The following is a 23,312-nucleotide window of genomic DNA, read 5'->3' as shown; positions in this document are numbered from 1 at the left end:
TCTCCTTTTGAGCGCCGACGACCGCCTGGGGCGTCGGGCCGGGCATCCCTTTCAGGTCATCCGGTCGACTGTCTACGATGGTTATTGAGTCATCCGATAATAATGCTATAGAGCAGTATACAAAATCACTGGTTATGATCCCGCTATTGATATGCGCCTCCGAAGAAAAAGGGTCAACAATGGACAGAGCAAGGAGGCCCGCATGAGTGAACGGGATCATCGTGAGCCTTCGGCGGTCGGTCCTCCAGGTCACGGAATGCGCGAGCGGTCGGTTGTTTACGGGTTTTTCATCATTATGGGTATCGGTACTTCGGCCTGGATTTCTCGTCTGCCAACAGTCAAGAGCAGTCTCGGTCTGCAGCCTTCGGGCCTGGCTCTGATGACCATCCTGGGCGGATGCGGCGCTCTGGTCGGCATGCTGGTCTCGGGAGTGCTGACTGATCGGCTGGGCGTGCGCCGGGCCATGCTGCTGGCAGCCTCCACCTGGTGCCTGGGGATGGTGATCGCGGCCTTGGCCGTCACTCTGCGTTCGGTGCCAGGGGTAGTTTTGGGCCTGCTCTTCAATTCGGCGGGAATCAGCCTCTGGGGGACGGTCAACACTGTCGAGGCCGGTGCAGTGGAGCGCTTCTCCTCTCGGTCCATAATGCCGCGCTTCCATGCCTCATATAGCCTGGGCATGTTTCTAGCCCTGGGTCTGGGTTCGCTCCTGTCTCATCTTGGTGTAGCCATAGGCGCGCACCTGGCGGTCAATGCGCTGGTCAGCCTGGCTCTGGTGGTCGCCTGCGTTCTGCTCTGCCCGGCTCAGCCTCTAGGGGATTGCAAGGGCGGCGCTGACGACGAACGTTCGGATCGGCAGGAGGGGTCAGGGCAATCGTCCGCCTTTGGCAAGCAGTTGGCGGCTTGGGGCGATGCCCTGGTGCTCATGCTTGCCCTGATCAACGTGGCCCTGGAGGCCAGCGAGGGTGCCGTCAACGACTGGAGCGGTATTGGCCTGGTCGATGCCTTCGGCGTCCCTGAGTCTCAAGCCGGTCTTGCTCCCACGATTTTCGCTGCGGCCATGATCGTCTCAAGGTTGCTGGGTACGCACTTGATCGAAGGATTGGGGGACATGCGCTCGTTGGTCCTGACCCTTCTGGTCTCAGCTCTGGGCATCCTGGTCTACGCTCTTTCGCCCTCTTTCGTGTTGAGCCTTGTGGGCACTGGGATCTGGGGCGTCGGAGCAGCTCTGGGCGTACCTATCGTCACCACGCTGGCAACCAAGGATCCGGCCATGGCAGCCCAGCGCGCTTCGGTCATCTCCACCGCCTACTACGGAGTCTCCTGGATCATTCCCCCGGCCATCGGGTTTTTGGCCGACCATACCGGTGTCAGGCCGGCGCTGTTGCCCTTGGCGTTCTTGCTGGTGGCGGTCACCCTCCTGGTGCCCCCGGTGTCCAGGCTCACTCGGGAATAATGCCCTTCGGTTGGCAAAACTCCGCCAACCGGTTGTCGGGCGAAGTACGGTCTTTGGGCAGATATTCGGATTCAAACAGCCGTTCCCAAATATTGCCGTACGTGTCAGCGAATCTTATGGATGCAGCATCCAGTCGGCACCGGCCCTGAGGATTGTCAATAGGTCAGATGGATGCCTTTCCCTGCCAGATTCTCCAAGCACTCCTGCAGATAGGTTGCATCGTGCTCGGGATAGATGGGGTCCGTCAACGGCGCTGCAGTTAAATTCTTGTATGGCGGGCAATGCCTGCCGCGGTAGAGCGGGTCATACCAAGCGGGATCAGGATGGTAGCCGCGCTCGCGCATCATTGCCATGACCAGCAGATGAAATTGAAAGAGCTTGTATGGGGAGTAGCAGAAGACATAGTCAACGGTGGCATGCCGTCGACCCCATCCAAGGCCCCGCAGGGCGGTGATCTCCCTATGCTGGCCCAGCAGCTGCTGTCTGGGAAGCAGTGGGATTAAATCTTGATGCCACAGTCGCATGACACCCCCCTCGTTGGGGGCATAAGTGAACCCCTCCCTCAGCCTAGCCGCTTGCATTGCTGTGAGGCGGACTGGCAGAAGAAGGGGTTGGGGCAAGTCCTTAATGGAATTCCTTACTGGGCGATGAATCCGCCGTCCACAACGAATTCGGCACCCAGCGCAAACTTGGATTCGTCGCTGGCCAGATAGACGCAGATCTCGCCGATGTCCTGAGGCTCGCCGATATGGCCCAGGGGCGTCAGCTTGCTCATTCTGTCTTCAAGGCTCTGGCTGATCAGAGGGGTCTTGATGAATCCAGGATGGACCGAGTTGACGCGAACGCCGTAACCATTGTTGGCGGAATCCAGGGCGGCGGACTTGGTGAGCAGCCTGGTGCCGCCCTTGCTGGCGTTGTAGGCTCCGGCCCGGCTCAGGCCCACGAAGCCCTCGATGGAGGAGATGTTGATAATGGATCCGCCCCGGCCTTTCATGACCCTCATGCCATGCTTGGTGCCCAGGAAGGTTCCGTTCAGATTGATGGCGATGATCTTCTTCCAGTCATCGTAGCTTTCCTCGTCCATGGTGACACCTTTGTCGCCGACGCCGGCGTTGTTGACCACGGTGGTCAGCTGGCCCAGCTTCTTTTCAACGGTGTCGATGGTGGAGACCCACTGGTCCTCGTCCGTCACGTCCAAGGTGTGGAAGACGACCTGCCCGGGATGCTCCTGCATGAAGCTGCGGGAGGCATCGGTCTCCTTGATGTCGGTAAGGGCCACCTTGGCTCCCTCGCGGACGAAGCATTCGGCGATGCCCACGCCCATGCCGCCGGTTCCTCCGGTAATGATGGCTACCTTACCTTGTAGACGATCAGTCATATCCACTCCTTTATAGAGATGTGCTGTCGTATTTCATCCTATGCGATGGCATGCCCACGCTGACGGCTGCTGTATGAGCCATTCCGGATGATACGTCTCCTGCAGTCGGTATGTGGATTTGCGTTATTGCTTTGTCAAGCCTGCTGGCTGTAACTCGATGAGATTTTTCGACCTCAAAAGCGATGATTTATGACGTGAATCAGCATGATGCCAACTGAATTGTTCACGAGTGAGTTTTGAATAATAACGTATCCGCACTCATCGACCTTTGTGGCTTTGTACCCTATCATTGAAAAGCAGCAATACAGCAATTACTGTAACAATGATTTCATGCATATATGTTGCCTTTCCTGTGGCCATCGACCAGCGGAAGAGAGCCAGTTGTCAGAGCTGCTACCATGATCAGCGCGCTCAAGATGAACAGTATGGCATAACCATGTGGCCGGTCAACAATTTTATGCCCCAGAGGATCGCTGCGACGGCTGAGGCTGCGGAACCGGCCATCTGTATGCAGGCATCAATCTCCGTATAGTCCAAGGTGCCGAAGACCGAGCGCACCAACAGAGGTGTTTCGACCGTCGTGCAGGTATATACGAATCCAAATCCGAAAGAGCCGAGCAGCAGCAGGATGCCCTGGTTGGGGAAAGCTCATATCGCAAAGATGCCCATCAGTCCGCTACTGATCCCCCCCCTAAACCAAGGATCGCATTCCGGTCGTTGATGAATCCAAGTGTGATCTCGCCGATTGCTTGTCCAATCATGCAGGAGGAGGCAATCAGACCTGCCATGGAGGCCATGGAGGGAATGGATGTCGCATAGGGGGGGGGCAGGAATTGGTAGACAGTCTGATCAATGGTGATCAGTGCGGCAGAATATCTCCAAGGATTAGAAAGCCGGGGTACGCATGGCCTGATGTGCTGTTAGCCCTTGCTCGTGGGTTTTGCTGCAGATCTAGGTCTGATGGATGTGAACGGACGACGAATATGGTAAATGGAAGAGCGGCGACCTGGATGATAAGTCCAACGGTCAGGCATCTACGTCTCCATCCGTCGGGTGCGGATTGGATGATCAAGTTGCCTAATTGGTTGAAAATAGCACCGCCTACACCTGTGAAGACCATGCACAAACCTATATTGAATCCGATGCGCTTGCAGAACCATGCGTTGATCAAGATGGGTACGGCTAGGTAAAGTACAGCCGGCATGCCCACGCCTATGATGAATCCGCAGACGTAGAACTGCCAGACAGCCTAAAACCAGCAAAAGGATGCTTGCGCTTAGCATAGCGCGCAGGTCGAATTGCGTAGGATGATACCAGTATGTTGTTGCGGAATCTGCGATGAGGATGCCTATATGGGCACGAATTATTCTAATAAGATTTTTAAATGTTGAAGAGTAGCGAGCACTCAGTAATTACCGTTTTGACGGCGGTACTGTATAGGAGTCATGCCTACTTGATGTTTGAAAGTGTTGCACAGGATCGATATCGAGGAGAATCCGCACTGTTTGCGGATTTCGTCCAGGGAAAGATTGCTGTTGACGAGTAGGAACTTGGCCACATCAACACGTGAAGCCGTGATATATGCGTGAGGTGTCAGTCCTGTCTGTTTTTTGAAGATACGAATGAAGTGGTATTCGCTCATATATGCCCGTTCGGCCAGTGAGCTCACCGTTAGTGACTGATCGAGATTATCGGCGATGTATGCTATCGAGTCATCGATAGTACGTGAGCGCTTTGCTGTGACTCCAGGCTTGTTCTCTACAGCAAATTCCGTAAGCAGATCGGTAATATGACGAGCCATCTCCGGTTCGGAGTATCCACCTTGATCCGTCGCCATATCGTGGATCTCACGCAACTGAGTCCGCGCATACGAAGGGTTGCGAAGGCTAATTACGTTTCCAAGCTTAGCTGTGATCAAATCATAATAGGGCCGCGCAGTTATTCCGTCGAAATGCATCCACAGTACGTCCGTTTCAGTGTCAGTCCCATAACAATGACGGGAATAGCAGTCAACGAGAACGAATTGATCAGCCACGGCCCGTAAATGACCTGTAGGCAGATCCAAATCCATGGATCCTGAGAGCACTAGCATGACGAGAAAACTGTCAAAGGAACGGCGATCAAGGCGATAGCCGGGCTGGTAGCTGAACAGGCCAGATCTGAGCAGATAAAGAAATGTACGCCGGGCTGTGGCCGAAGGAATTCGCATGACGAAGTCCGACTTGGCCAAGTCGATGAAGTGCTCGGCGGGTTTCATGATTACTGTTCCTCTTTGTCCATATTCCTTAACGATAGGCTATAAGTCTGGTTCTTAAGTGGGTAAGGATGATGGCAGGAACCGTATGGCATGACCCCTGCCATCATCAAAATGCCCGTGTAGGGTCCCAGTTTCAGTTCTCGCTCATGTCTTCTAGCGCCACGCCGCTGGTTTCAGGCAGGGCCTTGGTGACCAGAAGGAAACCTACTACGCCGAAAAGGGCGAAGATCACATAGGACCAGCCCAGGCCAATCCCGTCACGCATGGAAGGGAACACCCAGTTGCAGGCGGCTGAAGCTATCCAGCAGAAGAATGTTGCCACTGACACTCCTATGGCGCGAATGGAGTTTGGCAGCACTTCGGAGATGACGACCCACATGCCAGGTGCCCAGGTCGCGGAATAGCAGAACCAGAATACATTGGCTACGATCAGCAGGAACCAGGCCCAGCCTGTGGTCACGTTCACTTCACCGTTGACCACTTTGCCGGTGAAGAACCCTACGGCCATAAGAGCCAGACCAATGGTCATGGTTACGGAGCCAATCGTCAGCAGCTTGCGCCGACCGATCTTGTCGATGTAGGCCATGCCGATCATGGTTGCAATCAGGGCAAAGATCGTGCGAATGAACGACATGTGCAATGCGCTTTGCTCGGAGAATCCGACCATCTGCCACATGGACGAATCGTAGAACATGATAACATTCGTCCCTTGGAGCTGCTGTAGCATGGCTACTCCGATTGCCACCCACATAACCTTGCGCAATCCGAAGCAATCGCCCCTCAGATCAGACAAGCGTGCCGGACGTTCGAGCATGGTTCCACGTATTTCCTGAACCTTGTCGTCGGGATCGGGCTCGCCTGTGATTTCGGAGAGGATAGTCCTGGCCTTCTCGTTCTGCCCTTTCATCACCAGATATCTCGGGGACTCCGGGAGCATCAGTGCCACCACGAACATAAGTATGCCCGGCAGAGCCATAGTCATCAGCATCCATCGCCAAGCCGCCAGACCCAGCCACCAGGTCTTTTCGGCACCGCCTGCGCCCATGGCATACAGATCATTGAGGCCTAAAGCTGCAATTTGTCCAAGAACGATGGCGAACTGTTGCATGGAACCTAGCATGCCGCGCAGATTCTGAGGAGCGATCTCCGAGATGTACGAAGGGCCGATGACAGAGGTAAAGCCGACTCCGATTCCTCCTAGGAATCTGAATATGAAGAACACCCAAACGTTGCTTGTCAGGCCCGATACCAGGGCGCAGGCCACGAACAGTATGGATGCGCCGATAAGAACCTTGGTGCGACCGTAGCGATCGGCGAGTTTGCCGGCAAACCAAGCTCCTACAGCGCAGCCGACAAGTGCCGATGAAACCGTGAATCCGGACATGAAGCCTGTGACGCCGAATCCGGAATCCGGACTGGTCAGTGCCTTGACGGCGCTGTTGATGACGGATGTGTCGTAGCCGAACATGAATCCGCCGACGGCAGCGGCTGCACAAACGATAATGAGTTTGATCCTATTGCCGTTGGATAAGCCTTTTGCCGGCGGTTTGCCGGTTTTAGTTGGATGAGACATGTGAGAAACTTCTTTCTATGTTGTTGACGGATCGCTGTTGTTTCAGGAGATGATGCTCGTTCGGTAGCAGATTCTGGCGGTAAAAATGTCGCCTGCTCTCAAGATGGGTTTTATGGGGTCGTCGCTGTTGATGGCGTTGGGTACAAATTCGCACTCAAGCGCTATGCCTTCCCTGGGCCCATAGCAGTGGCCATCCCTAGCTCGGGTGTTACTCAGATAGTCACCGGTGTACATCTGGATTGCGGGTAGATCGGAAAAGACGTCGAGCCGAATGCCGGTCTTCGCGCTGGCTAGTGTGGCCATATGGCCGAACTCACGGGGGCTTTTGTTGATCGGGTAGGCATGGTTGTAGCCGTGTCCAAGCCTGATCTGATCGAAAGCCGGATCGCGCCGCTCACTGATGCTGCAGGGTTTCCTGAAATCCATCGGAGTACCGGCCATGGCCTGTCGAGAGCCTGTTGGTATGGCATCCTCACTGAGGATCGGGCAGAACGTATCTGCATTTATCTGCAGTGTGTGATCCAGAATATTGCCAGATTCGTCGCCGTCCAGATTGAAGTAGGCATGATTGGTGAGATTGCATATGGTGTCTGCATCCGTGGTGCCTTCGAAGGTTATTTCGAGTCCGTCATCCTGAAGTCTGTAGCATACCGTGATCGACATGGCTCCTGGAAAGCCTTGATCGCCGTCTGGGGTATCCATCCTCAAGGTGACATGCCGGTCATCGTACGAATCAGTCGTCCAAAGTCGGTGCTCGTAACCGTCAGGACCGCTGTGGTTGTTATTCTTGCCGTCGTTCGCTGCTAATCGGTATGTGCGTCCATTCAGCTGGAACTGAGCATTGGATATCCTGTTGGCATTGCGTCCGATGGTGGCGCCCAGACAACAGGCGTCAGCGCAATAGCTCGCTAAATCCGGGCATCCCAGGACTATTTGCCTAAGTTCTCCTGCACTGTCCGGGGTGAGGAAAGAGACAAGCCGCGCTCCGTAATCGGTGATTGTTGCCGATTGCCCCTGTCCATTCCGGAGCTTGAACAGGTGTGCGGCTCTATCATCGTCTAATCTGCCGAATTCGTCGGTAGACATGTCCGTTGTCTTCATGCTGTCGCCTTAGTTGCAGCGGAACTGTTCATCAATATATGCCGATGGGAGAGTTCGTCGCTAAATAGGTTGACCTGGATGTGGCTGGGATCTTCGGACATAGCCTTGGCAAGCAGATCCGACGCCTTTTGTGCCTTCCCCAATCCGATATTGGCTAAGGCCATGACATACAAGCAATGAATATGGTTCATTCTTGTGTAATCTTTGTCATAGATTACGAAGTCAGGAAGGGATACTGCGAAGTATTCTATAGCTGCTTGATCGTTCAGGTGCTGTTCGCCGAAGTCCAGCAGGCGGTAGAACCTGGCATTGGCAGGTCCGTGTTCACCCAGTGCAGCATGGGCTAGGCCCTGGTACAGGATCATTTCTGCAGGCTGATCATTATAGAACATTGCCCCCTTGACCTCGTCCGGTCCGATGGTCGCTTGACGGAATTGAGCTTTTGCAGCATCATCATGACCCATGTGTGCCTCGACCAGGCCTAAGAGATAATGCAGATCGTTGTCTTTCTGTCCTTCGAGCTTGCCCTCGCCCAGATTTTCTGGATAGGACTGGGCCTTGGTCAGCAGATCCTTAGCTGTTTGCCAGTCTTGGGCATTCATTGCGTCCTTTGCCATGAGCGTCAGGCTGATGCGGTATTGGGCTGTGATCTTCCCCTCTCCGCCTTCCCAAGGATGGAAATGCCGCTTGCCCATCAGTTCATAGGCTTCGCGATAGTTGCCGGTCATGTTGAGCACTGTCAGATACTCGATGTACAAGTCATCTCGCTCTTGAACGGCGTTGAGATTGCGGCGGTATTCGACCAGACGCTGGCTGTAGGTCCATCCAAGCATCCGGCGGAGTTGATCCAGCTCCAGGAAAATGCTGGAATCTGTTGGATCGAGGCTGAAGGCCTTTTCCATCTGCTCTAGGGCACCGGCTTCGTCATGTCGCTTGTTATAGTATGCCAGGGATAAATTGCGGTGGACGGTGGGGAAGTTCGGATCGTTCTGAGCACTGGTCTGCCACAGCTTGATAGCCCTATCTGATTGAAGCTTGTCGTAATAAAGGCATCCCAGATAATAAGGTGCCTTGGCGTTGGCGCCCATCTTCATCGCAGTCTGAAGGACCTGAATATCGTCCAAGGTGTTGGGGAAGCAGCAGTAGCTGTCGTCTTCCTCGCCTTTCAGGACAGCTTCCTTGGCTTGGTCAGTACGATTCATGGCTGCCAGGTAATAGCCTTTGTAGTAGTCCAGCATCGGATCCTGGCCTTTGGCTTGGTTCAGCATGGCCAAGGCTTCATCGTAGGCTCCGAAGGACGCGTATTCGCGAGCTGCTTTGATGTGGTTCTTCGTGAATCCTCGGGTAAGGTCCAAATCGTGTTTGTTGCCTGTGGTCAGGTAGTGTTCGTATTGTGAGACGAAGTCAAATGCGTCCAAGGCGAGGTTCTTTTCCACCTGGCTGGCGGCCTCGTCAGTTCGGCCCAATTTACGCAACAAGTAGGCTTTGAGCCCTCTAGCCCTGATGTTCTCGGAGTTCTTCACCAGGCTTCTGTTGACGAAGTCCAAGGATTGAGACCAGTCGCCGCGGCGTGCGCTGATTGCGGCGAGATAGAAGAAGCCCATTTCTTGCTGGGAATCATCCCAGGTCGACTTGTAAAAGGCATCGTATGCCTGATCTTCCAGTCCCAGATACCAATTGGCCAAGCCGAGATTGAAGTATGGTTCTGAATCATAGGGGTTGGGGTTACGGCTGGTTATGCGATCGATGGCCTTTTGGAAATGTTCCTTTGCTTTTTCGAATACGCCACGTCGTAGCAGAAGCAGGCCATAGGCATTGTTGATCCTGGCATCGCCGGGATCGCGTTGCAGTCCTTCCAGATAGTAGGGATCGGGACGATATGTGGCATGGCGGTACTGTTCGAGATGGGTGCCGATTAGGAATAGCTCCTCATTGGTGGCGACATCGCTCGGTTTGGGTGCGGCTTTTGCGGGGCTGGGCAGTTTGTCGATAGTATCTGGTTCCGGAGTGTAAGAGACGAGTTCCTTGCCGGTGTCTTGGTCAGTGACCGATACGGTCATGTCTGTGGGAGCCGCCCCATGAGTGTCGAACTCTTCAGTGAGGATATTGACGGGGCCCAGTCGAGTGGTTCGTTCGAGTAGGGTCTCGCCTTTACGATTCGTGACCTTGACCAGACCATGGTCTACAAGGTGTGTGGCGTACACGGTTACCCGGCCCTGCCCATCCGACAAGCCGCTGCCATCGACGCCTTCGGTCTCTCCGGCGGCTTTCGCGGGATCAACAGGGCCAAACTCCATGTTCACAGCAGCGTCTAACGTAGCGTTTTTCACCAGACCGCAGGCCTTATACGGCATGAAATACTGAGTGAAGCGTTTGGTTTCGAAGGGTTTGAGCCAGCTGAAATCCGGTTGGTTGTCTGTGAATACACCGGTCATGAGTTCGGCATAGGGGCCATTGTCATCGGTCAGGTTCCGATCCCAGGCATGTCCAAAATCGCCGCTACCCCAGACCCACTGTTTTTTGCCGGGACTGATGTGGTGGTCGGCATAATGCAGGATGCCAGCTTGAGCTGCATAATCGTATCCACCAACGAAGTCGTACTTGCTTCCAGCAGCCATATAGGAGGTGGGAACGGGGACGTTCTTGTATCTGCCTATGTCCACGCCTTCTGAATAGTCGTGCTTGTAATAGGTGCCTGTGGCGATAGGATATCTGCTCACGTCGCGTTTGCCGTGATCCATCACCGCTGTCACATCCGGAGGCATGACCGTCTTGGTATGGTCGTTGACAGATACGGCTGGGTTAGCCCACCAAAGGAAAGTCTGGGGAAGGCTTGTGCCATTGTAGAGATCTCCCGTGATGGCTATGTACGCCTTACCTGGATAGAGGGCGATTGTAGTGACGACCTCGGTGCCGTACATCTGGTCGACATCGTGGCATTGGACTCCCTTGCCGCCATTGGCGAGATCGACAAGACGGTAATCGACTGGACTGAAAGTAGTGGGGCGATGGTGCTGAGGCCAGTTAAATTCGATGCCTCCCGAGATCCACGGTCCCGTAAGGCCGACCAGTGCAGGCTTGATGACATCGTTTCGGTAGACGAAATCGTACCCGTTGGTCTTATCCTGGGCATATTGGATTCTGCCCCCTAGCTCGGGGAGTACCGTTACCTTTATATATTCATTCTCAATGATGACAGCTTTGTATGACTTGTCTTCCTTGGTGTCTTTGATGGAAGTGATTACCGGGTATGGATAGACCTTGCCCGAGGATCCCTGATAGACGCGTTTTTCAATAAATTGAGGATTCTTATCCGGTTTGCCGACTCCGTAGGTGGGAATGACCAAGGTGGTGTCCGAAATTTTGACCTGTCCGGTTGATGACATTACCTGCTCCTTTGTCTTTTAAGGTTATGTCTGGGGGAGTCGAGCGGCCCGAAGCAGCTCCGATGCTGTCTCCTTACGTCTCACACTAAGGCTGGATATTTGGGTTGCGACCAGTAAAATTGTCCTCTTATTTCGGATTCTTGCTATTAGTAGGGGGATTTGCGGCCTCGTGCCGGTTCCGTCTGTCGATTTTGAAATCACAGATTCTGATGGGTAAGTCACAGGCGGCCCATTTGTGACTTGCACTTCCAGCGACTCGAGGTTGTACCATCAGGCCGATTGAAGATAAGGAAAGGTGGGACTGTTATGACAGTTGCAGATAAGACAGTGTTGATCACCGGAGCTTCGTCCGGCATCGGGGAGGCCACAGCGAGGCTGTTGGCACAGCGAGGGGCCAAGGTGGTGCTGGGCGCTCGCCGCAAGGATCGGATGGATACAATCGTCAACGACATCGTTCAGGCGGGTGGCCAGGCTGCCTCTATGGCTCTGGATGTGACCGATCGACAGGCCAACAAAGACTTTGTGGCTTTCGCCAAGAAGCAGTTCGGCGGGGTGGACGTGGTATTCCTCAACGCCGGGCTCATGCCTAACTCGCCCTTGTCGGCTCTGCATGTGGACGAGTGGGACCGCACCATTGATGTCAACCTCAAAGGCGCACTGTATGGGATTGCTGCGGCCCTGCCGGAGTTCGTCGGGCAGCGTCACGGGCAGTTCATCGCCACCTCTTCGGTGGCTGGGCTCAAAGCCTATACTGGCGGAGCGGTCTACGGGGCAACCAAGTGGGGCCTGCGTGATCTGATGGAGGTGCTCAGGATGGAGTCCGCCCAGGAGGGGACACATATCCGCACCTCTACCATTTACCCGGCGGCCATCAAGACTGAACTGCTGGGTACTATCACGGACAAGCAGACCCTGGCTGATATGAACAAGACCTACGACAGCTACCAGATTGATCCCGAACGGGTGGCCCAAGTGGTAGCCTTTGCCATTGATCAGCCTGAGGATACCAATGTATCGGAGTTCACCGTAGGCCCCACCATCCAGCCCTGGTGAATTCCTCTGCCGCTGCCTTCAGTTGCTACTGGAGGAAAGCAGACGAATGCCGGCTTGGGCCATGGCCTTTCGAGCCTCAACGCCCTGATCCTCGCTGACCGGGACAGTCAGATCCTCGAAGACCGTGACCTGGTAGCCCAGCTTCGCGGCATCCAGGGCCGTCTCCTTGACGCAGTGGGATTCGGCGATGCCGACTACATCCACTTGGTTGACCCCAGCTTGCGCCAGGGCATCGGCCAAGGTGATGCCTGATGACTTGGTCGCAGCGAATTCCTCCCTACTTTGGATCCGATCAGTGTTGTCTTCGATGCCTTCGAATCCAGAGTAAGCGGCGGAATACTGACCTTTTTTGAAGTGATGGGCGATGTCCAGCTCCCGAATTCTGGGATGCAGCTCCGCCCCAGGTGATCCGGCTACCCCATGTTTGGGCCAGGTGTCCACAAAATCCGGATGATCGGACCAGTGAGATCCAGGCTCGATGTGCCAATCCTGGGTGGTGGCCATGTAGGCGTAGTCCCCGGCATGGCTGTGGACATAGTCGGCGATTTTGCCGGCTGTGGCGTTGCCCCCCTCGACTCCCAGCTCACCTCCTTCGCAGAAGGTCGGCTGAACATCCACGACGATCAAAGCCTTGGACATGGTGATCACTCCCTTGGTCGATGCTGACGGTAGGCAGAGGGAATACCGGATGGAGCTCCTCGATCATTTCCTCGTGCGTATCAGTCTAATTCTCGCAGATGCGTCGGTCCTCCAGCTTGAATGCATGTGGACAAATATGGCGGCGAATCAGCATTTTGTGCACGAGATGATAAGGAGGTAGCAAGGGTGATCATACGTGGTTGCGTGAGGCGGATCCATACGGACTTTTTGGGTGTTTGCTGGTAGCCTAAGTGCCAGGATTGTACGGAGTTATAGCTGATGCTTTTGGGGCCACCTCTTCCGTACGATGACGGAGCGAGCATCGTTCCAAGGGAGGAGATGCGGGTATGAGGACCAATGAGTTTGGTCAACCTATTGGGGATGCGATTTCGTTTGCCGGGGCCATGATGCCGGAGCCTGTCAACTTGACTGGCAGGACCGTTCTGATAGTGCCCTTGGACGAAAACCAAGGTGATGCCTTCTATGAGCGGATTTTCAGTCCGGAATGCGACGAATCCATCATGACCTATAGCACCCACGATCTCTACCCTGATAGACCAGCATTCGACTCAGGCTTTGCATCCATGATTGCAAGCCGGGATCCTCTCTTCTTTGCTATTCTGCGTAAGCCGTCCGCATCCGATCTTGGTATTGGACGGCTTGCGGGCGGGGAGGATACGGATTTACGGGAGCTGGTGAAGCTTGATCATTCGTCGGATCTGTTGGGCATGTATGCCTTGATGCGGATTCGGGCGGATATGGGAAGCGTCGAGATGGGCCATGTCATCTATACCAGGGAGTTGCAGAGAAGCAGACAGGCAACTGAAGCCCAGTATCTGATGGCCCGGCATGTCTTCGAGGACTTGGGCTATCGCCGATACGAGTGGAAGTGCGACAGCCTCAACGCGCCCTCGCGGGCGGCTGCGCTGAGGCTGGGATTCAAGGCTGAAGGCCGGTTCAGAAACGATATGGTCTACAAGGGCCGCACTCGGGATACGGATTGGTTTTCCGTAACAGATAGTGAATGGCCAGCAATGAAAGAGCGGCTGGAGACCTGGCTTGATGATGACAATTTCGATCAGGTTGGCAGGCAGAAACGCCGTCTGCAAGATTGCTGAACTCTTGTTGATCTGAATGCAGCCGCTTATGGTTGCACTGCAGCATCATTGAAAAATCCGAAATAGGCATTCATGGCTCGGGCTGTGGGAGTGTCATTGCGGCGCAGCAGTGCAAGAGGAGCCCCTTCAAACAGCACCTTGCCGCCCGCGCTCCCGGCTCCTGGGCCCATGTCGATCACCCAGTCAGCCTGACCTATGAAGCGCAGGTTGTGTTCTATGGCGATGATAGTGAGTCCTTTGCTTGCGATGAGTTTGCGCAAGAGCGCAATCTGCTGCAAGATATTGGATTCGTGCAGGCCACTGGTGGGCTCATCCAAAATCAAGGTCTCACGAATTCCGTCTTTGAGCAGCTTGGCCAGTTTGAGGCGTTGCAACTCACCGCCTGAGAGCGTATCGAGGGCCTGCCCAATGGATAGGTAAGACAGCCCGACGTCCTCCAGTGCCTTCATGGCTGGCCCCAGCACTTCACGATATTGGTGCATAGGTTCGCTGGCAGTCAGTTTCAGCACCTGAGCAATGCTGAAACCGCGATATCTGGCAGACAGAGCCTGCGTTGAATACCTGGTTCCATGGCAGCTTTCGCAGACAGTGCTGGTATCACCCATGTAAGCAATATCCAGGGTGACGACTCCCTTGCCCTTGCAAACCGGACAGGCTCCAGCAGCGTTGAATGAAAAGAGTGAAGGGGATTCACCTGTGGCCTTGGCGAAGGTCTTACGCAGCGGGTCGAAGACGCCCAAGTAGGTCAACAGGTTGGAGCGTCCACTGGCCTTGATCGGCTTCTGATCCAGGAGTATGGCATCGTGCTGAGCCATGAAGCCTTCCCTGATCAGCGTGCTCTTACCTGAGCCGGCCACTCCGGTCACCACAGTCAGCATATGCCTGGGTATTTTGGCGCGGGCTTCTCTGACGTTATGGGCAGTGACCTTGTCTACTGTGTAAAAGCCATGTGAAGGCGCCGCTGGTTCGCTCACTACGCCTGGATCCGACAGGGCTCTGCCAGTGGTTGTGCCGCTTTCCAGCAGAGACTGGTAGTCCCCCTCGAAGACGATGCGTCCGCCTTCCCTGCCTGCTCCTGGCCCCATGTCGACGATATGATCGGCGATGGCGATGAGCTCGGGGTCATGGTCCACGATCACCACCGTATTGCCCTTGTTCCGCAAGCCCTTGAAGATTTTCTTGATCCCAGTCAGGTCATGGGGATGCAAGCCAACGCTCGGTTCGTCAAAGATGTAAAGAACATCATTCAAAGGGCTGTTCAGGCAGTTGGCGATTTTCAGGCGCTGCCCCTCTCCTCCGGAAAGGGTAGGGGTGCCGCGCTCCAGGCTCAAGTAGCCCAGCCCAACCGTTATCATATTGGCTATCTTGCGCTCCAGGTCCTCCAGAATGGTATCAGCCTGATCGTTATGGATCTGCTCCAGCCAGTCCTGCAGGTCAGCCACGCTCATGGCTGAGCAATCGGCTATGTTCAGTCCGCCGATCTTTGCTGAGCGTACCTTGGCGTTGACCCTGGCCCCTTGGCAGTCGGGACACTGGGCGATTCGTGTAACTTGCTCGAGCTCATGCTGGTATTTGTCGTTGCTCTGATTCATGAAGGTCTTGGTGATCCGGGGCACCAATCCTTCATATATGGCCGTCTTATGCCAGGCGGGGCCAGGGTGTGCCGGTTTTTGCTTCTTGCCGTAGAGCAGGAGGTCAAGATCACTGCTGGTCCACTCACGTAGGGGCAGATCGTTGTCAAAATAGCCTGAATCCGTATACCTGGTCAGTCTCCAACCGCCCGGCTGGAAGGTTGGAAAGTTGATGGCTCCCTGATTCAGCGAGAGATCCACGTTGAGCAGGCGATCAAGCACCAGGCTACGTACAGTTCCCAGGCCCTGGCAGGTCGGGCACATTCCCGCAGGATTGTTGAAGGAGTACGTCATGGAGTACCCGATGAAGGGCTGGGCCATGCGGGAGAACAGCAGGCGCAGGGCGGTGTAGATGTCGGTATAGGTGCCCACGGTCGAGCGGGCGTTGCCCGAGAGCTGTTTCTGGGTGACGACAATGGAGAAGGGCAGGTTGTCGATGTGGACGACTTCCGCAGGCTCATACTTGGGCATGAGCTGCTGAATGTAGGAGCTGTAGCTGCGGTTGATCATGCGCTGTGACTCGGCTGCCAGCGTGGAAAATACGAGAGACGACTTTCCTGAACCCGACAGGCCGGTGACCACGGTGATGGCCCGCTTTGGTATGGCCAGCGAGACTTGCTTGAGGTTGTGTGTGGAGGCCCGATCAATAAGAATGCACTCGGTCTTCATCGGTCGACTCGCTCCTGGCGCAGCTTGGCGATAAGCCTGTTGGCAAGAGCTGTGAACTCTTCCTGCTCGTCTTCGGACCAGACCCGTCGGGCATCCTCCTCGAGGGTCTTGTGCTGTTGATCGATGATGCCGAGCATGTCCCGGCCATCCGGGGTCAGGCTGGTTTCCAGCTCGCGCCGGTCATGAGTATCGGGCGTTTGTTTGATATATCCGAGGTCGCGCAGCGTGCTCAGGTTCTTGGAGATCTTGGATCGGCTCATGCCGAGTCGTTGGCCAATCTGTGAGGGCGTGGACGCTCCTGTGCGCAGAATGGTTAGGATGTCGAACTGTTGCCAAGTAATGTTCCCCGGATTGACCCTGTTGCGCTCTGCTACGAATTCGCACTGCAGATACATGAGCGCATCGTAAAGGGAGGACGACTTATTTGATTTCATTATAGAAACTATATCATATTGGAAACTATCTATCTCCCAGATAGGCAGCTACGCTCTGGCTTCGGTCTTGTCTGACTGTATCGGACCGATGAAGTCGGGTCTCAGGAGGTTCGATATTCGCTGTGTTTTGTTGAAATAGCGCAGGATATTTCATGGAACGCTTAATTGGACCTTTCTGTGCAAAGGACGCTCTCGCATGCCTTCATTGTTGCTTGTAAGAGCTTCTTGCATGAGAGTAGGCGTATGTTTGCCGGGTGGATCCCTTGAGGCGGGTTAGCGGTTCTTTGTGTCGGTTGCTCCAAGGCAAAGAGGGGCTATGGGACTCAAGGCTCGTGATTTGTTGACAGGGGGTGGTGGGACGGAGTGTCAACTTATCGCCCTATCAGTTTTGCTTAGTCGGTCGGTTATGCAGAACGACGATACTGACACCTCAATGCCGGGTAAGCCAGCATGTCCACCGGTCGGAGAGGCTGAGCTATGGCTCTTCTTTGGCTCGAGCATCCCCTCGCCTCCTGTATTGCGAACGTTGTTGGATAGGTTTTGTAGTTCTTTGATTTGACAGCCAGGCTTTCTTTGTTAAGAATGTAGCATGCTACATTTTAGGGAGGCGGTAACTTTTGGAGCTCTCGGAGAAGCGGCCAGAGGGACTGGTCAAAATAGCCAACACTCTGCTGGAAAAGCATATGAACGAGTGTGTGCGGAGCATCTTTCCCAATCTGACTGGTCCTCAGTTTGTCATGGTTTATTACCTGTTTGAGCATGAGGGCCTGGAGGTTACGCAGAAGACTGTGGGCGACAGGTTCCGTTTGAGCCATCCTACGGTTCGGGGGGTTGTCAAACGGCTGGTCAAGGCAGGATGGCTGACGGCAAAGCCGCAGAGTGATGACCGACGTCAGATGGTTCTTGAGCTCACCGGGCAGGCGCGGAAGGAGCTGAACGCCCACCAGGTCGAGATCCGGCATGTATTAGAGAACACGGGCGAGCTTGCCTTGAAAGGGTTCGATGAGCAGGAGAGCAGGCAGCTGGTCGGCTACCTGGAACGAATCATTAGAAACATGGAATCCTGATCTGCTTTTAGTCGGATCACGCAGGCTTTGGCCCGAGCCGGTGAAGGACGGAGAGGATGCAATATGAATAAGGATGGCGCCAAGGGGGAAGGCAGCCAAGGAGGGGCTGAGGGAAGTCGCACTGCGATGATGGGCACGCTTTTGGCAGGGGCCTTCCTGGCCTTGATGGCGGAGACCTTCCTTAACAATGCTCTGCCCACCATCATGGCGGAATTCCATGTGCCCCAATCCACTGCTCAGTGGCTGAGCACCTCCTATCTGCTGGTGGTGGGGCTGATGATACCCGTATCGGCTTGGGTGTTTTCCAACTTCCGATCCAAGCACACCTTCATGGTCCTGATGGCTATTTTTCTGACCGGCTCCCTGGTCTGTGTCTTCTCCGAAGGGCATTTCCCGCTGCTGTTGGCGGGCAGGATCATCCAGGCCATAGCCGCTGGATCGCTGATGCCTTTCATGCAGAATGTGGTACTACTGCTTTTCCCGCCGGATAGGCGCGGCGTGGCCCTGGGCGTGGTGGGCCTGGTGGTGGCCTTAGGTCCGACGGTTGGCCCCACGCTCTCAGGGTTTGTTTTGGAGCACTGGTCCTGGAGGGCCTTGTTTGTGCTGCTTGCTGCCTTGAGCGCTGCGATTCTGGTGGCCTCGTTCTTCCTGGTCTACACGGTCAACCGGCAGGTGAGAACCCGGCTGGACACGCCTTCCGTGGTTTACTCCTGCCTGGGTTTCGGGCTCATTCTGTACGCCCTGTCCGCCATTGGGGAGGCGGGCGGTGCCTCAGTGCTTGACCTCGGATTGCTTCTGGCCGGCTTGCTGGTGGTGGCCCTGTTCTGTCGGCGTCAGCTGCTTCTGGAGTCTCCGCTGGTGAATTTGCGAGTTTTCACGAATGCCATCTTCAATCTGACCAGTCTGCTGAGCACCCTGAGCAACATCGCCATGGTCGGTGTGGAGCTGGTCCTTCCTCTCTATTTGCAGAATACGCGCGGGTCAAGCGCGCTCACCTCTGGTCTGGTCATGCTGCCGGGAGCCATTGTCATGGGCATATTCAACCCTCTCTCTGGTCTGATCTATCAAAGAATCGGAGCGAGGAAGATTTCCCTTTTGGGGTACACGGTGCTGCTGGCCGGAACCTTGCCGATGATATGGTTCGGCACCACTACCAGTCTTATTGTGATCGCCTTCTCTTATGCTCTGCGCCTGGCAGGAGTGGCACTGGTCATGATGACCACTTTCACCGAGGGCATCAACGCTCTGCCGACGGAACTTACGGCTCATGGCAACGCGGCTGCCTCGACTGTCCGTCAGGTGGGCGGTTCGCTCGGTACGGCCGCCGCTATGATGATCGTAACCATCGGTTCCCAGCGTGGCAGTCTCAGTGGAGCCACGACAGCCCAGGCTCTCGACCAGGGCTACCAATGGGCTTTCATCTTCCTTGCAGTCATAGCCCTGATCGGCCTATGCGGCTCGCTCTTCCTTAAACCGAACAGAACTACGACTGAGTAAGAAAGGTGTCTTTTCGCTTTCAAAGCAGGGACCGTTGCTGACATCGATTGGCTCATGATGCCAACGAGCAGGGATACAGGCATCGGTCATAATTTGATACTTAAAAAGGTATGACGCTTATATAGATGTGCGAAATGGAAATTGATATGATGCCGATCATTACATTTGCAGATCGTATAACCTTCAGTCTGCTGTGGACGCACTCAGCGCTCAGACCAGAAGAGGCGCCTATCAGCCTGTCCAGGAAGCGACCGGTGATTCGCTTAAGTAAGATCACCCGTCGCAAAGATCTATGGGTGCCAACTTGTAGCCGGTGACGGGGCTGAGCGTATCCTCTCTCGCGTTTGCCGTAAGTCTTCAACGGCATGGCCTTGAACTTTCTTTGTCTCGCCCATGCTCGCAGCGTCTGGTCGCCTCCGGACATCACTGTCTTGCGAGGCACTTAGGTGATGAGGCCTCTTCTGGCAACAAGACCGCCTAGCTCACTATATTAAACGAACGGATAAGATCAAACAAAGTGGAAGATCAGGGGATCGATAGCGTAAAGGATGACAATACCGATATTCTGCATACAAAAAGAGTCTTGGGCCACTGTCCAAGACTCCGCTGGCGGAGGATACGAGATTCGAACTCGTGAGGGCGTGAACCCAACACGCTTTCCAAGCGTGCGCCATAGACCACTAGGCGAATCCTCCAAGGCTGCAATGAATGGGGCCGTAGCCTACGTGACCCTGATCAAGGCAACTAGGAAATAATAACACAGGGCGGGGATTGCAAGCCAGTTCAGACGTGTCGCCGACAGTTCCCGCCCTGTTCTTGTATTACTTGATCTGATCCATGGAAAGGCCAAGAGCCTCAGCCACGCGCTGGCCGTACTCCGGGTCAGCCTGGTAGAACTGCCTGGTCTCGAGAACCTGGATCTCCTGGTCATCGACAGAGCCCAGGGTGTTCTTGATGGTCTGTATCAGGCGGTCTTTCTCTTCCGGGCTCATCAGCCTATAGAGACGGCCGGCCGCGGAATAGTAGTCATTGTCATAGGGGCGGGAGTACTCGGTCTGCCCTTGGACGGCATCGCTGTGCATTTTGGCATCGTTGTCTTCCACGGGGCCGCCCTTGCTGTTGGGCTCGTAGTTGACCGATCCATCCTGACCCTGGGACATGAACCCATCGCGCTCGTAGTTGTGGACCTCATTGACTGGGCGGTTGATGGGCAGCTGTTCGTAGTTGGCGCCCAGACGGTAACGTTCGGCGTCCTTGTACCCGAAAAGACGGCCCTGCAGCAGCTTGTCGGGGGAAGGCTCAATGCCAGGGACGAAGTTGGCGGGGGAGAAGGCGGCTTCCTCCACATCATCAAAGTAGTTGGTCGGGTTGGTGTCCAGCACGAACTCGCCTATCTCAATGCGCGGATAGTCCTTCTTGGAGACCACCTTGGTCACGTCGAAGATATCGTCCTTGTAGTCCAGGCCCTCCTGGTAAGGAAGGATCTGCACGCAGACCTTCCACTTGGGGTAGTCGCCCCTGTCGATGGCATCGTAAAGATCATGCAGGAGGAAGTCCGTGTCCTCGGAGGCGACCTTGGCGGCGGTCTCGTCGGTCATGTTCTTCACGCCCTGCTCGCTCAGGAAGTGGTACTTGACCCAGAACTGCTCGCCTTTCGCGTTGACCCACTTGAAGGTGTGGCTTCCGTAGCCGTTCATGTTCCGGTAGCTGGCAGGGTTGCCCCTGTCACCCATCAGATAGGTGACCTGGTGGACAGACTCAGGGGAGTGCGACCAGAAGTCCCACTGCATCTCCTGGCTGCGCAGGTGGGTGGCCGGGTCGCGCTTCTGCGAGTGGATGAAGTCGGGGAACTTCAGGGGGTCGTTGACGAAGAATATGGGCGTGTTATTGCCCACCACGTCGTAGTTGCCCTCCTGCGTGTAGAAGCGCAGGGCGAAACCGCGCACGTCACGCAGGGTGTCGGGATAACCGGATTCACCGGCCACCTGGGAGAAGCGCAGCAGAATGGGCGTGGTCTTGCCGGCTCCGTTGAATACGTCGGCCTTGGTGTAGGCGCTCATGTCCTTGGTCAAGGTGAAGGTTCCCTTGGCCCCAGCCCCCTTGGCGTGGACTACGCGCTCTGGTATGCGCTCGCGGTTGAAGTGGGCCAGCTTTTCGAGGAGCTGGTAGTCCTGCATGAGGATGGGTCCGCGGGTGCCCGCCGTCTGGCTATGGTTGTTGTCTGCCCAGGGCTGCCCTTCGTTGGTAGTAAGTTTGTCGTTCATGTTTGCTCGATTCCTCTGACCTCTATGAGTTTTGCGATTGACAGTCCCAAGCTGGCCAGGTCTGCGACCCAGCTCCTGGTTGACCACTCGATCGCTGATGACAGGACTCTTGATAAAATCCTGCTATTCTCCACCGTATCTGACTGGGGATTGAGTTGGTGGATATGCGCGCTGAGCGAGAGTCAGATATGTCACTAATCGAGCAAGATGCTCATGACGACGAAGAGTGATGTGTCTGTTGCGGGCGGAACTGCAAGAGAGCCGCCGACGATGCCTCATTCAATCGGCAAACGGCGACGGCTCTCATCAGAGCACTGGTGCTCAGAGCATCTGTATCAGTTCGCCCACATCCTGGATGACCAGCTGGAGGTTAAGCCCGGTCAGGATAGCCACGACAATCCAGGCCAGGAAGGCCATCCATCGAGGGTTGGCATACTTGCCCATGATCTTCTTGGAGGAGGTGTACCAGACCAGGGGGATCATGGATATGGGCAGGGCCACGCACAGGAAGACCTGGGAGTAGACCAGCAGACTATCCAGGGCGGACTCCTTGCCGCCGAAGGCGATGGTGCAGATCAGCACGGGGATGATGGAGATCACACGGGTGACCAGCCTGCGCAGCCAGAGAGGAATCCTCATGCGGATGAAGCCCTCCATGACGATCTGTCCGGTCAGAGTGCCGGTAATGGTCGAGTTCTGACCGGAGGCCAGCAGGGCCACAGCGAAGAGGGTGGAGAGCAGACCGGAGGCGACCGGGCCGGCGATGGTCTTGTCGCCGAGAGCGTTGTAGAGGGCAGTGAAGGTATCCAGCCCCTCGCCGTGTCCGAAGAACATGGCTGCACCCAGCATCAGCAGCAGGCAGTTGACCACGAAGGCGGCGGACAGCTGGATGTTGGAATCCCAGGTGGCGAAGCGGACCGCGTTGGCAACCTGACGGTCGTCGCTGCGGTCGAAGTCGCGGGTCTGAACGATGGATGAGTGCAGGTAAAGGTTGTGGGGCATGACCGTGGCGCCCACGATGCCCAGAGCCATGGTCAGCTGTCCGTTGCCCAGGATGGCCTTGTCGGGGATGAAGCCGCGGAAGACTGCGGGCATGTCGGGCCTGGCCAGGAAGACCTCGTAAAGGAATACCGCCATGATGACCAGGATCAGGGTGGCCACGATGGCTTCGATGCGGCGGAAGCCGATCTTGGTCAGCAGCAGGAGGATGAGCACATCCAGCACGGTCAGCGTCACGCCCAGGATCAGCGGAATGCCGAAGAGCAGTTTCAGGGCGATGGCCCCGCCGATCACCTCGGCGATGTCGGTAGCCATCACAGCCAGCTCCGTGCAGATCCAGAGGACGAAGCTGAGCCGGCGGCTGGTGTGCTGGCGGGTGGCCTGGGCCAGGTCCAGACCAGTCACGATTCCCAGCTTGGCCGACATGTACTGCAGCATCATGGCGATCAGGCTGGAGATCAGGATGACGCTCATGAGCAGGTAGCCATACTGGGCGCCGCCGCCAATGGAGGTGATCCAGTTGCCGGGATCCATGTAACCGACTGCCACCAGGGCGCCCGGGCCGGAGAAGGCTGCCAGGTTCTTCCAGAAGGAGGAGGTCGAATTGGGTACGGAGACCGTGGCGTTGATCTCCTCCAGGGAGCGCCCATTGGCCGTCTCAATGATGGGATGGGATTGGTGCTGCCGACTGGACGGCGGAGTCCTGACTTCGGATCCGGCTGGACTGGCGGACCCTGAGGCGGGTCGGGTCTGAGTGTTCGGCATGTCACCTTCCTTGATTCTGGACCGTGGT

The 23,312-nt window shown here is 55.6% G+C and carries 16 protein-coding genes and 1 tRNA gene; 5 read left to right on the top strand and 12 right to left on the bottom strand.

Translation table 11 applies throughout. The features are described 5' to 3' along the window. Window positions 1-202 precede the first annotated feature (202 nt). Window positions 203-1,453: an MFS transporter gene (locus H3T92_RS06845; protein WP_186279350.1), complete on the top strand. Its 1,251-nt coding sequence runs from the start codon at window positions 203-205 to the stop codon at window positions 1,451-1,453. Window positions 1,454-1,608: 155 nt separating this feature from the next. On the opposite strand, the gene H3T92_RS06840 is transcribed toward H3T92_RS06845, so the two are convergent. The 6 genes from H3T92_RS06840 to H3T92_RS06815 form a co-directional block, all read right to left on the bottom strand. After that, complete coding sequence (locus H3T92_RS06840; RefSeq protein WP_144085262.1) at window positions 1,609-1,977, bottom strand: TIGR02328 family protein; 369 nt, start codon at window positions 1,975-1,977, stop codon at window positions 1,609-1,611. Between the two features lie 113 nt (window positions 1,978-2,090). Continuing rightward, a complete protein-coding gene (locus H3T92_RS06835; RefSeq protein ID WP_144085263.1) occupies window positions 2,091-2,831 on the bottom strand; it encodes an SDR family oxidoreductase in 741 nt (246 codons plus the stop codon). Between the two features lie 1,405 nt (window positions 2,832-4,236). After that, window positions 4,237-5,088, bottom strand: a complete 852-nt coding sequence (locus H3T92_RS06830; RefSeq protein ID WP_144085264.1) for an AraC family transcriptional regulator — start codon at window positions 5,086-5,088, stop codon at window positions 4,237-4,239. Window positions 5,089-5,221: 133 nt separating this feature from the next. Continuing rightward, the gene (locus H3T92_RS06825) at window positions 5,222-6,661 is read right to left on the bottom strand and encodes a sugar porter family MFS transporter (RefSeq protein WP_144085265.1); all 1,440 of its coding nucleotides are present in this window, start codon (window positions 6,659-6,661) and stop codon (window positions 5,222-5,224) included. Window positions 6,662-6,703: 42 nt separating this feature from the next. Then, window positions 6,704-7,762: an aldose epimerase family protein gene (locus H3T92_RS06820; protein ID WP_144085266.1), complete on the bottom strand. Its 1,059-nt coding sequence runs from the start codon at window positions 7,760-7,762 to the stop codon at window positions 6,704-6,706. Further along, the gene (locus H3T92_RS06815) at window positions 7,759-11,148 is read right to left on the bottom strand and encodes a DUF5107 domain-containing protein (protein ID WP_198189651.1); all 3,390 of its coding nucleotides are present in this window, start codon (window positions 11,146-11,148) and stop codon (window positions 7,759-7,761) included. The genes H3T92_RS06820 and H3T92_RS06815 overlap by 4 nt, the downstream gene beginning before the upstream one ends. A 306-nt stretch (window positions 11,149-11,454) precedes the next feature. Here H3T92_RS06815 and H3T92_RS06810 point away from each other — a divergent pair, with 306 nt between their 5' ends. Then, window positions 11,455-12,201, top strand: a complete 747-nt coding sequence (locus H3T92_RS06810) for an SDR family oxidoreductase (protein ID WP_198189650.1) — start codon at window positions 11,455-11,457, stop codon at window positions 12,199-12,201. Between the two features lie 18 nt (window positions 12,202-12,219). Here the strand turns inward: H3T92_RS06810 and H3T92_RS06805 are convergent, their stop codons facing one another. Continuing rightward, entirely contained in the window at window positions 12,220-12,840 is a 621-nt protein-coding gene (locus H3T92_RS06805; protein WP_198189649.1) for an isochorismatase family protein, read from the bottom strand. A gap of 347 nt (window positions 12,841-13,187) precedes the next feature. Between H3T92_RS06805 and H3T92_RS06800 the strand changes: the two genes are divergently transcribed. Beyond that, the gene (locus H3T92_RS06800) at window positions 13,188-13,958 is read left to right on the top strand and encodes a GNAT family N-acetyltransferase (protein ID WP_198189648.1); all 771 of its coding nucleotides are present in this window, start codon (window positions 13,188-13,190) and stop codon (window positions 13,956-13,958) included. Window positions 13,959-13,984: 26 nt separating this feature from the next. On the opposite strand, the gene H3T92_RS06795 is transcribed toward H3T92_RS06800, so the two are convergent. Together H3T92_RS06795 and H3T92_RS06790 are read right to left on the bottom strand one after the other, a co-directional pair. After that, entirely contained in the window at window positions 13,985-16,258 is a 2,274-nt protein-coding gene (locus H3T92_RS06795; RefSeq protein WP_198189647.1) for an ATP-binding cassette domain-containing protein, read from the bottom strand. After that, complete coding sequence (locus H3T92_RS06790) at window positions 16,255-16,692, bottom strand: MarR family winged helix-turn-helix transcriptional regulator (protein WP_198189646.1); 438 nt, start codon at window positions 16,690-16,692, stop codon at window positions 16,255-16,257. The genes H3T92_RS06795 and H3T92_RS06790 overlap by 4 nt, the downstream gene beginning before the upstream one ends. A 683-nt stretch (window positions 16,693-17,375) precedes the next feature. On the opposite strand from H3T92_RS06790, the gene H3T92_RS06785 reads away from it, so the two are divergent. Together H3T92_RS06785 and H3T92_RS06780 are read left to right on the top strand one after the other, a co-directional pair. Beyond that, window positions 17,376-17,759: a MarR family winged helix-turn-helix transcriptional regulator gene (locus H3T92_RS06785; protein ID WP_198189645.1), complete on the top strand. Its 384-nt coding sequence runs from the start codon at window positions 17,376-17,378 to the stop codon at window positions 17,757-17,759. A 63-nt stretch (window positions 17,760-17,822) separates the two neighbouring features. Further along, entirely contained in the window at window positions 17,823-19,256 is a 1,434-nt protein-coding gene (locus tag H3T92_RS06780; RefSeq protein ID WP_198189644.1) for an MDR family MFS transporter, read from the top strand. A gap of 607 nt (window positions 19,257-19,863) precedes the next feature. On the opposite strand, the gene H3T92_RS06775 is transcribed toward H3T92_RS06780, so the two are convergent. From H3T92_RS06775 to H3T92_RS06765, 3 genes are all read right to left on the bottom strand, one after another. Continuing rightward, window positions 19,864-19,951: transfer RNA gene (locus H3T92_RS06775), tRNA-Ser, on the bottom strand. 126 nt (window positions 19,952-20,077) lie between these two features. After that, the gene (locus tag H3T92_RS06770; RefSeq protein ID WP_144085275.1) at window positions 20,078-21,520 is read right to left on the bottom strand and encodes a catalase; all 1,443 of its coding nucleotides are present in this window, start codon (window positions 21,518-21,520) and stop codon (window positions 20,078-20,080) included. 321 nt (window positions 21,521-21,841) lie between these two features. Further along, window positions 21,842-23,284 (bottom strand): Nramp family divalent metal transporter, encoded by a 1,443-nt coding sequence (locus H3T92_RS06765; protein WP_218971711.1) that lies wholly within the window; start codon window positions 23,282-23,284, stop codon window positions 21,842-21,844. Window positions 23,285-23,312 lie beyond the last annotated feature (28 nt).

The sequence above is a fragment of the Bifidobacterium sp. W8112 genome, from assembly GCF_016101425.1.
Taxonomy (GTDB): Bacteria; Actinomycetota; Actinomycetes; order Actinomycetales; family Bifidobacteriaceae; genus Bombiscardovia; species Bombiscardovia apousia.
Note: the sequence above shows the minus strand (reverse complement) of the source record. Positions and strands in the feature narration are given on the sequence as shown.

Coding starts and splice junctions, on each gene's coding strand:
- H3T92_RS06805 (WP_198189649.1), bottom strand. CDS start 12,840: ATGTCCAAGGCTTTGATCGTCGTGGATGTTCAGCCGACCTTCTGCGAA.
- H3T92_RS06765 (WP_218971711.1), bottom strand. CDS start 23,284: ATGCCGAACACTCAGACCCGACCCGCCTCAGGGTCCGCCAGTCCAGCC.
- H3T92_RS06770 (WP_144085275.1), bottom strand. CDS start 21,520: ATGAACGACAAACTTACTACCAACGAAGGGCAGCCCTGGGCAGACAAC.
- H3T92_RS06790 (WP_198189646.1), bottom strand. CDS start 16,692: ATGAAATCAAATAAGTCGTCCTCCCTTTACGATGCGCTCATGTATCTG.
- H3T92_RS06780 (WP_198189644.1), top strand. CDS start 17,823: ATGAATAAGGATGGCGCCAAGGGGGAAGGCAGCCAAGGAGGGGCTGAG.
- H3T92_RS06800 (WP_198189648.1), top strand. CDS start 13,188: ATGAGGACCAATGAGTTTGGTCAACCTATTGGGGATGCGATTTCGTTT.
- H3T92_RS06785 (WP_198189645.1), top strand. CDS start 17,376: ATGAACGAGTGTGTGCGGAGCATCTTTCCCAATCTGACTGGTCCTCAG.
- H3T92_RS06820 (WP_144085266.1), bottom strand. CDS start 7,762: ATGAAGACAACGGACATGTCTACCGACGAATTCGGCAGATTAGACGAT.
- H3T92_RS06815 (WP_198189651.1), bottom strand. CDS start 11,148: ATGTCATCAACCGGACAGGTCAAAATTTCGGACACCACCTTGGTCATT.
- H3T92_RS06810 (WP_198189650.1), top strand. CDS start 11,455: ATGACAGTTGCAGATAAGACAGTGTTGATCACCGGAGCTTCGTCCGGC.
- H3T92_RS06845 (WP_186279350.1), top strand. CDS start 203: ATGAGTGAACGGGATCATCGTGAGCCTTCGGCGGTCGGTCCTCCAGGT.
- H3T92_RS06830 (WP_144085264.1), bottom strand. CDS start 5,088: ATGAAACCCGCCGAGCACTTCATCGACTTGGCCAAGTCGGACTTCGTC.
- H3T92_RS06825 (WP_144085265.1), bottom strand. CDS start 6,661: ATGTCTCATCCAACTAAAACCGGCAAACCGCCGGCAAAAGGCTTATCC.
- H3T92_RS06840 (WP_144085262.1), bottom strand. CDS start 1,977: ATGCGACTGTGGCATCAAGATTTAATCCCACTGCTTCCCAGACAGCAG.
- H3T92_RS06835 (WP_144085263.1), bottom strand. CDS start 2,831: ATGACTGATCGTCTACAAGGTAAGGTAGCCATCATTACCGGAGGAACC.
- H3T92_RS06795 (WP_198189647.1), bottom strand. CDS start 16,258: ATGAAGACCGAGTGCATTCTTATTGATCGGGCCTCCACACACAACCTC.